Source organism: Enterococcus sp. 3H8_DIV0648 (genome assembly GCF_002140655.1).
Classification (GTDB): domain Bacteria; phylum Bacillota; class Bacilli; order Lactobacillales; family Enterococcaceae; genus Enterococcus_A; species Enterococcus_A hulanensis.
This window is the reverse complement of the sequence record NZ_NGLG01000002.1, coordinates 259,359-274,033: the sequence shown is the minus strand read 5'-3', so window position 1 is coordinate 274,033 and position 14,675 is coordinate 259,359. Positions and strand designations below refer to the sequence as shown.

13 protein-coding genes are annotated in these 14,675 nt (G+C 42.2%); 4 read left to right on the top strand and 9 right to left on the bottom strand.

The window, feature by feature from the left end:
• Positions 1 to 337: 337 nt before the first annotated feature.
• From A5875_RS17725 to A5875_RS17715, 3 genes are all read left to right on the top strand, one after another.
• Positions 338 to 1,099, top strand: a complete 762-nt coding sequence (locus A5875_RS17725; protein WP_088934920.1) for a DeoR/GlpR family DNA-binding transcription regulator — start codon at positions 338 to 340, stop codon at positions 1,097 to 1,099.
• Positions 1,096 to 2,067 (top strand): 1-phosphofructokinase family hexose kinase, encoded by a 972-nt coding sequence (locus tag A5875_RS17720; RefSeq protein WP_088934919.1) that lies wholly within the window; start codon positions 1,096 to 1,098, stop codon positions 2,065 to 2,067. The genes A5875_RS17725 and A5875_RS17720 overlap by 4 nt, the downstream gene beginning before the upstream one ends.
• A gap of 169 nt (positions 2,068 to 2,236) precedes the next feature.
• The gene (locus A5875_RS17715) at positions 2,237 to 3,097 is read left to right on the top strand and encodes a hypothetical protein (RefSeq protein ID WP_088934918.1); all 861 of its coding nucleotides are present in this window, start codon (positions 2,237 to 2,239) and stop codon (positions 3,095 to 3,097) included.
• 46 nt (positions 3,098 to 3,143) lie between these two features.
• Here the strand turns inward: A5875_RS17715 and A5875_RS17710 are convergent, their stop codons facing one another.
• Both A5875_RS17710 and argF read right to left on the bottom strand, forming a co-directional pair.
• Positions 3,144 to 4,520 carry an APC family permease gene (locus A5875_RS17710; protein ID WP_088934917.1) on the bottom strand — a complete coding sequence of 459 codons (1,377 nt, stop codon included), beginning with the start codon at positions 4,518 to 4,520 and terminating at the stop codon, positions 3,144 to 3,146.
• Between the two features lie 18 nt (positions 4,521 to 4,538).
• On the bottom strand, positions 4,539 to 5,591 hold the full coding sequence (argF, locus tag A5875_RS17705) for an ornithine carbamoyltransferase (RefSeq protein WP_088934916.1): 1,053 nt from the start codon (positions 5,589 to 5,591) through the stop codon (positions 4,539 to 4,541).
• An 86-nt stretch (positions 5,592 to 5,677) separates the two neighbouring features.
• Between argF and A5875_RS17700 the strand changes: the two genes are divergently transcribed.
• Complete coding sequence (locus A5875_RS17700; RefSeq protein WP_088934915.1) at positions 5,678 to 6,457, top strand: MurR/RpiR family transcriptional regulator; 780 nt, start codon at positions 5,678 to 5,680, stop codon at positions 6,455 to 6,457.
• Here A5875_RS17700 and arcC read toward each other — a convergent pair.
• The 7 genes from arcC to A5875_RS17665 form a co-directional block, all read right to left on the bottom strand.
• A complete protein-coding gene (gene arcC, locus A5875_RS17695; RefSeq protein ID WP_088934914.1) occupies positions 6,444 to 7,364 on the bottom strand; it encodes a carbamate kinase in 921 nt (306 codons plus the stop codon). The genes A5875_RS17700 and arcC overlap by 14 nt on opposite strands.
• An 11-nt stretch (positions 7,365 to 7,375) precedes the next feature.
• Positions 7,376 to 8,383: a putrescine carbamoyltransferase gene (gene ptcA, locus A5875_RS17690; protein WP_088934913.1), complete on the bottom strand. Its 1,008-nt coding sequence runs from the start codon at positions 8,381 to 8,383 to the stop codon at positions 7,376 to 7,378.
• A gap of 77 nt (positions 8,384 to 8,460) precedes the next feature.
• Complete coding sequence (gene aguA, locus A5875_RS17685; protein WP_088934912.1) at positions 8,461 to 9,555, bottom strand: agmatine deiminase; 1,095 nt, start codon at positions 9,553 to 9,555, stop codon at positions 8,461 to 8,463.
• Between the two features lie 22 nt (positions 9,556 to 9,577).
• The gene (locus tag A5875_RS17680) at positions 9,578 to 10,951 is read right to left on the bottom strand and encodes an APC family permease (RefSeq protein ID WP_088934911.1); all 1,374 of its coding nucleotides are present in this window, start codon (positions 10,949 to 10,951) and stop codon (positions 9,578 to 9,580) included.
• Between the two features lie 192 nt (positions 10,952 to 11,143).
• The gene (locus A5875_RS17675; protein ID WP_088935839.1) at positions 11,144 to 13,561 is read right to left on the bottom strand and encodes a glycyl radical protein; all 2,418 of its coding nucleotides are present in this window, start codon (positions 13,559 to 13,561) and stop codon (positions 11,144 to 11,146) included.
• Positions 13,562 to 13,717: 156 nt separating this feature from the next.
• Positions 13,718 to 14,191 carry a VOC family protein gene (locus A5875_RS17670; protein ID WP_088934910.1) on the bottom strand — a complete coding sequence of 158 codons (474 nt, stop codon included), beginning with the start codon at positions 14,189 to 14,191 and terminating at the stop codon, positions 13,718 to 13,720.
• Between the two features lie 130 nt (positions 14,192 to 14,321).
• The gene (locus tag A5875_RS17665; RefSeq protein ID WP_088934909.1) at positions 14,322 to 14,591 is read right to left on the bottom strand and encodes a type II toxin-antitoxin system Phd/YefM family antitoxin; all 270 of its coding nucleotides are present in this window, start codon (positions 14,589 to 14,591) and stop codon (positions 14,322 to 14,324) included.
• Positions 14,592 to 14,675 lie beyond the last annotated feature (84 nt).

Sequence of the window (14,675 nt, the reverse complement as noted above, 5' to 3'; positions counted from 1 at the left end):
CTTCAAGACTGATCAGCTGCTGATCAAACATCTCTTTGTAGTCCATTAATGATTCACTCCTTTCTAACATCTGTTGAAACATTTTGTTAAACTTTGTTAAGATGTGTTTTACAATGTAAATATACAACGCTTAAAATCGTTTGTCAACGCTTTCTTTTCTTTTTATTTCAAACAAAAACAAGCTTCATTAAATGCAATCGCAAAATTTTAACAAACATTAACATAGATGAACATTTTTTCCTTGCTTTTTCCGACTTTAAATGCTATTAATTAATGTATAGACACGGTCGAATGAATTATGGTCGATTGTAAGAGCTTACTTATACGAGGTGATTTCATGTTAAAAAAAGAGCGACAAGAAAGAATTTTGGATTTGTTACATGAAAATGACTACTTATCCATTCCAGAAATATCTTCAAATTTAGGTGTTTCGGATATGACGATCCGCAGAGACATCAATGAACTTGCCGAACAATCTTTATTAGTAAAAATCTACGGCGGCGCGCAAAAGCTTGAAAAAATTGAGCAGGAACTCTCCACTCAAGAAAAAATCGATACCAATGTTCCAGAGAAAAAGTTTATCGGAAAAGTGATGAACAGTATTATTTCAGATAACGATACGATCTACATCGGCGCTGGAACGACGATGCTTCATGCCCTGCCAGAAATCAAAAAAGCAAACTTATTTGTCATCACAAATAGTCTGCTGGCTTTTAATTATTTGATTTATAACACGGATTATCGTGTGTTGCTGACGGGCGGCGAATTTTCACGAACAACTGAAGAGTTTTATGGCGAAATTGCCGAAAAGAGTTTTGACAACTTAAATATCGATATTGCCTTTGCGGCTACCAATGGCGTCTTTGATAACAATGTCACCACCGCAAATTCAATCGAAGGCTCGATCCAACGAGTGGCCTTTGCTCATTCTCGCAAGAAGTGTGTTGTTGCTGACAGCTCTAAATTCAACCGATCAGATGTTTATACCTTCTATTCATTGTCTGATGTGGACTATTTAGTTACCGATAACAAACTATCAGATACTACGATGGAGTATTACAGTTCCTTCACGACAATCATTAAGGAGGAACAGGAATGATTCTGACGATTACACTAAATCCTTCAATGGATTACAACTATCTTGTTTCTTCACTGAATCTAGATCAGGTCAATCGCGTCGAAAATCCCCATACATCGATCGGCGGAAAGGGCATCAATGCCGGCAGAGTGATTGCCCAATCTGGCGAAGGTGTCGTATTGACAGGGATTCTAGGCGGTCCTGTAGGAAAGATGATTTTAGATACCTTGATTGCTGAGGATCGTTATCAGCTTGAGTTCCTCTCAGTTGAAGGCAATTCGCGTAATGCGATAACCATCATGCACGATGGCAACACTCATACCGAGCTTGTGGAAAAAGGCCTTTATCTTTCTAAGGAGAATGAGCAGCTTTTCTTCCAGCATATCGCTCATCTCTTAAAAAAATACGCAATTGACGTGATTTGTATTTCTGGTTCAGTAAATTCTGATGATTCAACTTTTCACTTACAGCTGCTTCACTTTATTCGATCAATCGTAGGGGAAAAATTTCCGATTTTAATGGATATTTCCGGCGAACAATTGGAAAATGTTTTAACACAATCGGCTGTTCGTCCTAGTTTTATCAAACCTAATTCCCACGAATTAGAAGAGCTTGTCGGAAAAGATATCCAAACAAACGAAGAGCTTATCACTATTTTACATGATCCGCTTTTTGACAATATTGAAACAATCATGATCTCCCAAGGCGGCGATGGTGCGATCGTCAAACACGATTCGACAATCTATGATGTACAGATTCCCAAAGTTGATATCGTCAATACTACTGGCTGCGGCGATTCTACCGTTGGCGGAATGGCGTTTGCCATCAGTAATGGCTATTCCTTCGAGGACTCGATCAAGTACGCAATGGCTTGCGGCATCTCCAATTCCTTGTTTGAAACGAACGGTACCATCAACAAAGCTCAAGTAACCAGATTCATCAATGATATTCAAATCCTAGAAATCAAAGAACTGAGTATTAATGGATAATAAAAGCACACTGATCCTCAAATAATGAAGATTGGTGTGCTTTTGTCTTGTATGATATTTTAACTTCCCACTCTTTTTCATAATAGACCACCACAAAAATACATCTACTACACTTTCATTTCCCTCAAATTTTGAGATAATAGTCATAACGGAAAGGACGTGCCCTCAGATGGATCAAGCATTGATATTACGCATAAAAGTTGATCAAGGAGAAGCAATCAAAGACCCCTTAACCTATCTCAACCAGTCAGAAATCATAAAAAAATATACCGAACTAAGTGAACTAAAGCCGTTAGGAAAAGTCTTTGCCTTGGTTGGTCTGTCAGAAATTCCTTATGCCGAGCTGCTGCCGGTCACTCAAGATTTGATAGCTTTTACAAATCAATACTTAGCAACACCGGAAGGATTCGCCTTTACTGGAAAACTGGAAGAAATCGTCCCATGCTATAATGCTCTGCTTTTCGAAGCCTATTGTCGGCTAGGTTTAGGAAAATCGGAGGAAGGTCAAAACGCCCTTAATTGGATCAAGCGGTATCAAGTTTTTGATCGTGAGCAGAAAACAACGTGGCCTCACAAAGGCATCTGCAAGTTTGGCGGCTGTATGAAGAATGTTCCCTGTTTTATCGGCATCGGCAAAACCGTGCGGGCTCTGCTGACCTATCAAGAAATAGTCGATTCTGCTGATAATCAGGTTAATGAAATGATTCGGCAAGGCGTTGATTACATGCTTAAGCACCAGATGTTCCGCCGACTTTCAAACAAACAACCGATCAGTCCGCATATCACAGAAAGCATGTTTCCTCAAAGCTATCACCTTTCTTTGACGGATCTCGCATACATTATTAAAAAAGCTCAATGTATGAATGATCCAAGAGTGAACGAGTTACTGCAACTACTGAATGAAAAGAAAACCAAGAACGGCGGTTGGAAAATCGACTATATTTATAAATACAACGGCTATGTCCCTTTTGATAATCGCCGGAAAGATTCTGAATGGCTGAATTATCTTTATAGCTCATTGCCTATTTAAAAAACCACAGAAGTTCGCTTCAGCAGCTAACTTCTGTGGTTTAGTTTTATTCACTAGACTCTGCTTCTCTCAAGGTTCGTTCTTTGATGGATTTGTCGATCAGCCACTCACCTACTACAACGGCCAGACCGACTCCGACAACTAGGAACAGCACATAAGAAACAGGATTCTCACCTTCTGGCGGTAAAAAGAAAAAGATCGTACTAAATGCAAAGAAGATAAATTGAACACCTGCGACTAATTTCCCAATCCCTTCGCCTCCAGGAATTCTAAACGGACGATCAATTGTGGGATCTTTTTTGCGCAATGTAACAAAGGCAAAAGAAAGCACGATATACGGTAAAAAGAAAATGATCGATGTGAAAGAAAGCAATGTCCAGAACAAATTGGCGTTGCTAGAAGCAATCAGACCATAAAAAACTAACAGCGCAGTCGATGATAAGCCTAAAAGAATAGCTGAACCGATTGGTGCATGAACCTTATTGGTCTTAGCGAAAATTTTAGGCAATTCTCCTTCCAGACCCGCCTCTAGCGCAGCTTTGTTCCCGCCTAAAGCCCAACTGAAAATGTAACCTAAGAAGGCGATGAAGGAAATGACTGCTACGCCTATCATTACTTGGGTTCCAAATACTTTTCCAAAGGCAGTGAACAAGCCAGAATCCGGATCGATTTGATCAACTGGCAGGATAATCAACATAGCAACTGCTGCGATAATGTATAAAACGATCGTACAGATCCCGCTGGAAAATACCGCCTTCGGTACATTCTTGCTGGGATTTTCCATCTCTCCTGCCGAACAGCTGATTAGATCATAACCAGTCAAGGCATACACATACACTGGAACCAACGAGAAGAAACTCAGATCGAAGTTCGGAATGATCGTTTTCATAGAAAATTCAGTCTGTGAACCTTTTGAAGTCAAGGTCATGACTGCTCCGACGATCAATGCCAAACAGGCGATCAATTTACAAATCGTACTGATCATAGTGAGCCATTTGGCATCCTGCAAATCGATACAATTGAAGGCGACGATGAACCATGTACAAATAATACAAAAAATGACCATTCCCCAAACCGAAAGATTAGGAAAGAACAACATCTGCAAGATAGACCCCATCACGACTAAAGTCGATGGGATAAAACCAGCAACATTAATCCAATACCACCAAGTTGTCCGTGCCGCCCAACGATCACCATAGGCGCGCTTGATCCAAACATAGATCCCGCCTTGATCAGGATAAGTGGAACCAAGTTCGGCACAAATCAATCCATGGGAAAGGAAAAAGGTCACGCCAAGCACAATGAAACAAAAGATCAGCGAAGGGCCCATTGAGGCTTGTGATGCGATCAGCTCCAGAGAAAAAACCGCCGCAAATGAAAGTGAAACAATATCAATGAAGCCCAGCTTTTTTACATTTTCCATACTCTGTCACGCTCCTTTCTAGCTTAGTCTTTGATCAAGGAAGGCACGCATTTTCCCCTCATAATAAACTTTGGTCTGCTGATCCGCACGTTTCAACCGCGGATACAAATACCAAGCCAGCAACCCTCTTTGAACATGCAGGCGATTCTCCGCCTCTTGGAAAACTAACGAGCGCGTTGGATGATCTAGGACCTCGCTGGTGATTTCAACTTCGCGATTCGCCGGCAGACAATGCATTGCTTTGCAGTGCTCTGGTGCCATGTTCAGCATATCCATATTTAATTGATAGCGAGGATAAAAGGCTGCTGTCCGTTCTTCTTTTTCATCCTCATAACCATAATAATACCAGACATCCGGGATGATAAAATCCGCCTGTTTTACGGCTGTTTCAACATTTTCTGTCACCGTCAATGAGCCTCCGGTAGCAGCCATTTTTTTATTGACCTTATCTATTTCAGTTTGGCTGATGGAATACCGTTTAGGCGAAGCAATCGTGTAATTTAACCCTAACGATGCCGCCAGATGAGCATGTTCCATCGCCATGATGCCATTTTCCCCCGAATCACCGACAAAAACGATTTGGATATCATCCAACGTTTTGTCCTCAGGCAGATGCTCCATCATGGTCAACACATCCGCCAACCCTTGCGTCGGATGAATATAGTACGTCATCGCGTTAAAGACAGGAACCGTCGCATGTTTTGCTAAATTTAATACCAGCTCATGATCCTCTGTCCGCAGCATGATACCATCACACATACTTGATAATACTTGCGCGGTATCTTTGATCGCTTCGTGAGAACCAAAATGTATCTCCCCAGGCTTCAAGTATAGAGCGTGCCCGCCTAACTCAGTCATAGCAGTCTCAAAGGATACGCGTGTTCGGGTAGAAGGTTCTTCAAAAATCATTGCCAGCGTTGCGCCTTGCAATAATTGCGGAACGGCATTTTGATAAGCCGCCTCCTTTAATTGAACGATGGTACTTAAAATATCTTGGATCTCTTCTTTCGAAAGATCATAGTTGTCTAAAAAATGCTTCGTTGGATAGTTTTTATTATGGGACAATTTCATTATGCTAGACCTCCAGTTAGTCAAATTGAGTCGATGAATACTCGAAAATTAGGTTATAATATAGTAATAAGAAAGCAGGTGGTTTTTTGACAGAAACGAAAAATTTTTATTCCGCAGCCAACCAAAACATCTCGCACCTAAACGAATCAGAAAAGCGGATTTTTAACTACGTGTTGAAAAATTTTGATGAAGCCAAGCATTACAGCATCCGTCAATTGGCTAAAAAATGCTTCGTGTCTTCGGCGACCATTTTCCGTTTTACCAAAAAGTTGGGCTTTGAGGGCTACAGTGATTTCGTTGACAGTCTGTTGAATACCTCCGAAGCACCGCAAGAAATACCCCATTCTGTAAAACAAAAAGATTACAGAGAAGAATATTTGAAAAATATTATGGAATCCATCCGCGTGGCTGACCAAGAACGGATGGAAACCTTTAATCAATTGTTGGATAACGATCCTGTGATTTATTTAATCGGCGAAGAATTGGATCAGCAGGCGCTGCATTATGTTGATTGGCTGTTTACCGCGCAAGGCTTTCAATCCATTCTTCTTTCTGATAAAGCCGCGGTCCGCAATGCCCTTCACAATATCAAAGACAATGATATTCTCTTCGTTTTTGCCTATACGGGAGATAATTCGGCGATTATCGAAACGATTGAATTAGTCAAACAGGCTTCACAAGCCACGATTGTCTCCTTTACCCGTGCAGTGACCAATGTGGTACAAAATTTATGCGACATTGATTTTTACATCTTTACCGATGAAATCATTTATGACAGCCTTGACATGACCTCGCGGATCTCAATGATCGCGATCGTTGAGTTGATTCTCTATAAACGCTTGAAGCGTTCCCTTACGAACGAATAATCGTTCCTGTTTCTGCTGTAATTGCCTGAGCAACTTGCTCTAAATTGGCAATGATGGCAGTTTTTTCTTTGCCGCTTCGGACAAACTCGCAAGCCGCTTCTACTTTAGGCAGCATACTGCCCGCTGGAAATTGTTTTTCCGCAATGTACTGCTGCATATCAGCTAAGGAAACTTCCTTCAAAGCCCGTTGATTCTCTTTGCCAAAATCAACATAGACATAATCGACAGCGGTCAAAATGACAAAGACATCGGCTTCGATCAGCGTCGCCATTTTCGCCGCCGCGAAATCCTTATCGATCACCGCATCGACCCCTTGATATCTCGCCCCGCGATAAACAACCGGAATGCCGCCTCCTCCGCAAGCAATCACTACCTGTCCAGCGTCGACTAAAGTCTGCAAGCTGATCTTTTCGTAAATATCGATTGGTTTAGGAGAAGGTACTACCCGACGCCAGCCTCTGCCGGCATCCTCTTGGTAGGGCGCTCCAGTCTCTCTCATCAGTTTCTTGGCTGCTTCTTCTGTGTAATAACCACCGATCGGCTTTGTCGGCTGCTGAAATGCCGGATCATCTGCATCCACTACGACTTGTGTCAGCATGGAAATAACCGGGACATTCTCGATACCGCGGCTGACCAGCTCTTCGTCAATCGCCTGCTGCAGGTGATATCCGATGTAGCCTTGGCTCATTGCAATACATTCAGCTAAAGGCATGACTTCTTCGCCGCTGTTTTCAAAGGCCAATCGAATTTGCCCGACCTGCGGACCATTTCCATGGGCGATCACTACTTTGTGTCCTTGAATAATCAGATCGACAATTGATTTTGCCGCCAATTGTGCCCGCGACAATTGTTCATCGGCTGAATTTCCTAACGCATTGCCGCCGAGTGCTACTACGATTTTTGCCATTTTCATCCCGCCTATTCCAGTGTTTCTAAAAAGTCATCTAACTTTTCTTTCGCCGCCAGCTGCTCATACTCGCTGCCGTCACTTTGATAATTTGTCAAATATACTAATAACCCGCGCATAGCCGTCAAACGATTTTCAGCTTCATCAAAGGCTAACGAAACCGCCGAATCTAAAACTTCATCGGTTACTTCTTCTCCTCGAGTAGCCGGCAAACAGTGTAAAAATTTTACGCCTAAGCTGCATTGTGCTAATAAATCACGATTTACTTGATATTTTGGCATAAAGATTCGCTGACGTTCTTCTGGCGATAACTCGCTTTCGTATAAGCCGTACCAAACATCGGTATAAACAAAATCCGTTCCTGGCAAAGCCTTTGCCGGATCATCCGTCACTAACCAGCTTCCGCCGTTTTCTTGAACATTTTTTTCTAAAATCGCCTGATGTTCCTCCGTCAACTGGTAACCTTTAGGTCCGTATTGCACAAAATGCATCCCTAATTTCGTTGTTACAAATCCTAATGAAGCACAGACTTGCGTCGCATCTCCTACAAAGGTTACCTTACAGTCTGCTAACTTTTTGCCTTCCGGAAGATTTTCTGCAATAGTACAAAGATCTCCGATTTCCTGTGTTGGATGATTGTAATCGCTCATCGCATTGATGATCGGGACACTCGCGGCAGCAGCTAAATCTACTACTGTCTGATGCTCAGCTACTCGGGCCATTACGATGTCTACTAAGCGAGAAAGAACCTTCCCCGTATCCTCGATCGTTTCATGGCCCCCTAATTGAATCATCCCGGGACCTAAATACTGTGCGTGTCCGCCCAATTGCTCCATCGCTGTTTCAAAAGAAACCCGTGTACGTGTGGAACTTTGCTGGAAGATCATTCCCAAAGTTTTTCGACGCATCAATGGCGGATAATAGCCTTTCTTTACACAATCCTTAATCAATAAGGAAAGAGTGATGATATCCAGTAATTCTTCCTTAGTAAAATCATTCGTATCAATAAAATGTCTCATTCTTCTGCTCCTTCTTCCTATTAAGATTTTATTCAGCTAATCTGATTGGTTCATAGTAGACTAGCAAAACTGTCAATCTATCCCTTTGGCTGCTGCTGAGTAATGCAATGAATGTTGCCGCCGCCATAAACTACTTGCCTCGTTTGTACTCCAACGATCTCATACTCTGGGAACATTTCCTGTAATTGCTCTAACGCCAGAGCATCATTTTTATCACCATACTGTGGTGCGATAATCGCGCCATTGGTAATCAGAAAATTCATATACGAAGTAATACAAATATCATCCTCATGTCTTGGGATACTTCCGGCCACGGTATCAACTTCATATTCCTCGCCATAAGTCACCGGGTCAATCGTGGTACAAAGCTTATGAACCTTAAGTTTACGTCCCTTTGCATCCGTTTGATTACTTAAATAATCATAGGTTTCTTTGGCTACTTCATAAAACGGATGGTTTTTGTCATCGGTGTAGATACACGCTGCTTCACCCGGCCGTACAAAGCAGGCCACATCATCAATATGACCATTTGTTTCCTCAGGATCGATTCCGTTTTTCACCCACAGCACTTTTTCAACATTCAAGTATTCCTTCAGCATCTCTTCAATTTCTTCTTTATTCAGATGCGGATTGCGTCCTTCTGATAATAAGCACATTTCCGTGACCATCACCGTTCCTTCGCCATCCACATGGATCGAGCCGCCTTCTAAAACAAAATCAGGCGTGTGATAGGTATCGATATATTCGATCTCGCAAACCTTTTGGGCCAACTTTTGATCCTCAGCCCATGGAAAATACAACCCATCAACCAGTCCGCCCCACGCATTGAAATCCCAGTCAACCGCGCGCACATCACCTTGATCATTTACCACAAAGGTTGGTCCACAATCCCGCATCCAAGCATCATCATTCGCCACTTCGACCACTCGAATATCATCCGGCAAGGTATTGCGGCAATGTTCATATTGAGCAGCGGACACACACATTGTCACTGGGGTGAATTTACTGATTGCTTTTGCGACATTGGTAAAAGCTTTTTGTGCATCCTTTCCGCCGTGCTGCCAATTATCTGGCCGCTCTGGCCAAATCATCCAAATTTGTTTCTGCGGTTCAAACTCTCCCGGCATCCGGTAGCCGTCTTTTTTTGGGGTAGAAGCAAGTCGTTTTGCCATGTTAAATACACTCCTTTATTTTTTATGCATCGATGACCGATGCTTTTTGCTGTTTCATTGCTATATGAATCAATCCTTCGCCGCAGCCGATAGATAAGATCAAGCCTGCCACCAAGCTGATGACGTAAATCTGCGGATCGTCACCTTCAGGCGGGATCAAAAAAGAAATACTGCTGAATATCAAAAAGATACAATGAACAATGGCGACCATATAGGCGGTTTTCTTACCAAAAGGAACTTTAAATGGTCGTTTGATGTCTGAATCGATTTTTCGCAATTTCAAAAACGTAAAGCTTAAAACGATATATGGCAAGAAAAAGATAATCGAGGTAAATGCCAACAACGTCCAAAACAGGTTTTCACTGGTACTGGCAGTTATTCCGTAAAAGATCAACAATCCCGTCGATACGATTCCCAACAATACCGCTGAGCCGACAGGGGCATACACCCGATTCGTCTTCGCAAAAAATTTCGGCAGCTCACCGCTTTCGCCAGCTTCAAGCGCTACCTTATTTCCACCCAAGGCCCAGCCAAAGACATAGCCCAAAAAGCCGACAAACGTAACCATTCCAATAAAATTCACCAGCCATTTACTGCCGAACATCGCAACTACCGTATCAAAAAGCCCTGATGTTTCACTGATTGCTCCTGTTGGCAAGACCAGTAAAATCGCTGAAGCCGCCAAGATATAAAAAATAATCGTAAAAAAGCCGCTTAGAAAAACTGTCTTAGGAACATTTTTGCTGGGATTTTCCAATTCTCCGGCTGAACAGCTGATCAGATCAAAACCGGTTACACTGTAGACATACACCGGGATCAGTGCAACAAAACTAATGTTTAATTCCGGCAACCATGAATCTTCTGCAAAGGCATGCTGCAAACCATGAGTAAAAGTAAAATACAGACCGCCAATAATCAAAACCAGTGTCACCAAGACTTTACTGATGGAGCTGATGATCGGTAACCACTTAGCCTTCTGCAAATCAATACAGTTGAAAATCACGACAAACCACACACAAACGATACAAACTAAAACGATTCCCCAAACTGAAAGATCAGGCAAAAACATTTCTTTTAAAATCGAAACCATCACCACTGCCGTTGCTGGAATGAAGCCCGCGACGTTCAGCCAATACCACCAAGTCGTTCGTGCAGCCCATTTATCGCCATATGCACGTTTGACCCAGACATAGATACCGCCTTGATCTGGATAGGTCGATCCCAATTCAGCACAGATAAGTCCGTGGGATAAAAAATAAGTACAGCCGATAAAAATAAAGTTAAAAATCAATGACGGACCTAACTTTGCCTGTGAAGAAATCAGCTCTAGCGAGAAAACCGAAGAAAAAGCCAATGCCAAAATTGAGAAGAAACCTAATTTCTTTTTCGTTTTCATCGAATCCTCCTTTCTTAATGTAAGCGCTTTTATTTATATTTTTACCTTAGCATCCGAAGCTTTCCTCCGTCTATACCATGAGATTCGAATGTATCAATGAAACGATTATTGGGGAGTGTTTCATGTTATGAAACGATTATGAAACGCAAAAAAGACTTGGAAAATTGCTCTTCCAAGTCCTAAAATCTCTATTTAAATCACATGTTCCGTCCGTTCAATAATATCATCCTGCGTCGCCTTCGATAACACATTGAAGAAGGCTGAATACCCAGCCACCCGCACGATCAAATCGCGGTGTTTTTCTGGATGCTTTTGCGCGTCGATCAGGGTGTCTCTTGATACCACATTGTATTGAATGTGGTAGCCGTGCAGTTTATTGAAAAACGCCCGCAGCAGCATGATCAATTTTTGTTTGTCTTCTTCTTTAGCTAATGTTTGCGGATTGACCTTCTGATTCAAAAGCACCCCGCCAAGAATGTCCTCTGTACTTAACTTCGAAACAGATTTCAAGACAGCCGTTGGTCCATTTTTGTCCATATTATGCGATGGTGAACAGCCTTCTGCCAACGGCACCCAAGCATTCCGTCCATCCGGTGTCGCCATCGTTGCACGGCCTTGTCCAACATTGGCAGAAATCGATGATGTTCCTGAATAACGAATCCCGCCGATTGGCCCGCGACCATACCGCGTATTAGGATATTTCGCGATTTCATCGATGTAGCTGTCGTAAGCTTCAGTAATCAATTGATCGACTGAATCATCGTCATTTCCATATTTTGGTACGTCATTTAGAATCATTTGTTGGATTTCTTGGCTGCGTTCACTTTCGTAATCCGTCATCAAAGCTTCCCACAATTCATCTGGCGTCACTTTTTCTTCTTCAAAAACTAATTGCTTAATGGCTGCCAATGAATCCGCCATATTAGCGATACCGACTTGCAAACCAGAGATAAAGTCATAGACCGCGCCGCCTTCTTTCAGGGTTTTCCCGCGACCGATACAATCTTCCGTCAGAGCCGAACATAAAATATCCGGTACATCACGTTCCAGACCAAGATCGATGGCATTTTCCACGATCACACTCATCCGCGTTAATTCCCGTACTGTTTTATCCCACGCTTCCTGCAGGTCCGCATAAGATTTCATGTCTTTGAAATGTCCGTAACCTTTAACAAAGCGTTTGCCGGAAACCGGGTCGATCCCATCATTCATAGCGATCATCAAAATTTTCGGGAAGTTCATGTAGCTCATACCGGTACAACGATAGCCCCATTTCCCAGGAACCGCCGTCTCTACACAGCCGATCGCGCTGTAATCATAAGCATCCTCTTCCGTCACACCCACCTTCATGAAGGATGGAATAATAATCTCATCATTATTGAAGGCCGGCATCCCAAAACCAAGCTTCATCACTTCGATACATTCATTCATAAACCGATTGTCTAAGCCGGCATGATAACGAACCGTTAGATTTGGCTGCGGCAATTTGGTTTGAGCAACACTGCGTAATACTAAATAAGATAATTCGTTGACCGCATCTTTTTTGTCGCGGGTTTGGCCGCCGATCGTAACATTTTGATAAAGCGGGCTGCCGGCACTGCTGAAGGTATGGGCCTGACTGCGGACTTTATTGACCGTCAATGTTTTGATCCAAAGGTTGGTCAACAGCTCCACCGCTTTTTCTTCGGTGATGTTGCCCTTTTCCAGATCCGCCTTCAAATATGGATACATGTATTGATCGAATCGGCCGTAAGATAGCGAGTGACCATTCGATTCGATTTGTAAAAGCAATTGGATGAACCACGTTGCTTGGATCGCTTCTTGGAAAGTTTCTGCTGGTTCATAAGGAACTTTGCTGCAGATTCGGCTGATTTCTAATAATTCAGCGCGCCGCTGCGGATTCGCAGTTTCTGCTTTTTCCTTTGCCAATGCTGAGAAACGTTCCGCGAAAGTTTTCACCGCGTCAATCACAATCAAGACTGCCTTATAAAATTGATACTTATCTAAGCTTTCTGGAATCGTCAAATCAAGCGCCGCTTTTTCCTTCAATGTGCGTTCCTGATAACCCTTCAAGCCAACTCGCAGCATTTGACCATAATCCACCGCTAAATGAGCATCGCCTGAATTCAGCTTGCCTTCCATTCCGAAGAAACCTGTCTCCATAAAGACACTCACTTCATCCGGCAGCAGCGCCCAGCCTTTGGCACGTAAATTATTATTTTCCCAGAAAGGCGCGATCGAGCGCAGATCTTCCTTCGTTTTCTCAGTAATATAAAAAACATCACCGTCTCGTTTTTCAAATAAGTCCAGCTCATTCATAACAAAATCCATCGTGTATTCCGGAAAAATCGGTGCATCACGGTTGGAAGATGCTTGATTGCCGACGATCAATGTATCTTCTTCAATATAGATCGACATTTTTTCCAAAATATTTTGCAGCATCAAAGCCCGCTTTACGGTACTTGGCTGATTTTGGTGTTCTTTGTAAGCTTCTGTTGCCAGCAATGCCCGCTCTGCATCAATATAGGGCTTTTTCGTCAACACTGACTCGCGGAAATGGTTCATTCGATTGGTTAATTTTCCAAAATACGGCGCGTTTTGTTCCTTCATTTGAATACTCATGATTACACCCTCCGTTTTTCATTCGAAACTAATATATACTTCTTTCGTAAATATAATAGCATGTGAATAGAAATACAGTCAATAGAATCTGAAACGATTCCAACCAAAAAAAGATATTGCACAGATGTGCAATATCTCGATTTCTTACAGCTTATCTAAAATATCTTTGATGTATGGAGGCTCAACACCCGTTCGCTCTGCCACTTCTTCAATCGTCATACCAGAATCAATGAAACGCTTAACCACCATTGCAATACTTTCAGCCACTTCGATAATGTGCTTATCTAAATCATAAAAGCGAATTGCTCGCTGGCCCCAGCTATGTTCCAGCAGCGGATGCAAATACTCGATGTCTTTTCGTGCAGCCAACCGCTCAATAAAAGCGTCCATGTCCTTCGTTTCAAAATACAATTCGATCGCATTATTCTCCAGTACGACCTCTGTTTCCTTCTTATGAATGAAATCCGCCCAACTATCTACCGTCTGTAAAAAGATTCCCTCTGTCAATTGAACATGCTCACCAGCATCTACCATCACGTCCAATTCTAAAACGGACTGATAAAACGCTTTGGCCTGTTCAATATCTTTTACCGCAATCAATGTTCCCTGATAATTCATTTGTTTTCCTCCTAACTAAATTATTTTTTGTTTCTATATCAGCACTAGAAAGATCTTCTATACACATCTAGATGTGTATAAGAGACAGTACCAATACAGGTAGTCATTCCATGCGGCATCTGACCAAACTTTATTCATCCGACTCTTCCTCGATCAAGTCGTGTGACGTAAAATTGCCATTTTGAAATTGTTGTTCTCCTTTTTGAATTTTTTCCATTAAATAGGAGTTTGAAAGGATTCTCAGGGTCTCTTGAAGAGAATCGTAGTCACGTTTTGCCATGACAACGACTGTTTCATCAATGTCTTTACTAGTTACGATCAAGGCTTCAGCATCATCATTCACTTGTCTCATGTAACTTTTTAAGTTTTGTCGGAAATTTGAATAAGCAACTGCTTCCATTATTATTCCTCCTCTCCAATAAGGTACGTAAAAGTAGTAAATGTCTTCTTTAAATATATTGTACAATATTCTGTACAGCAATTC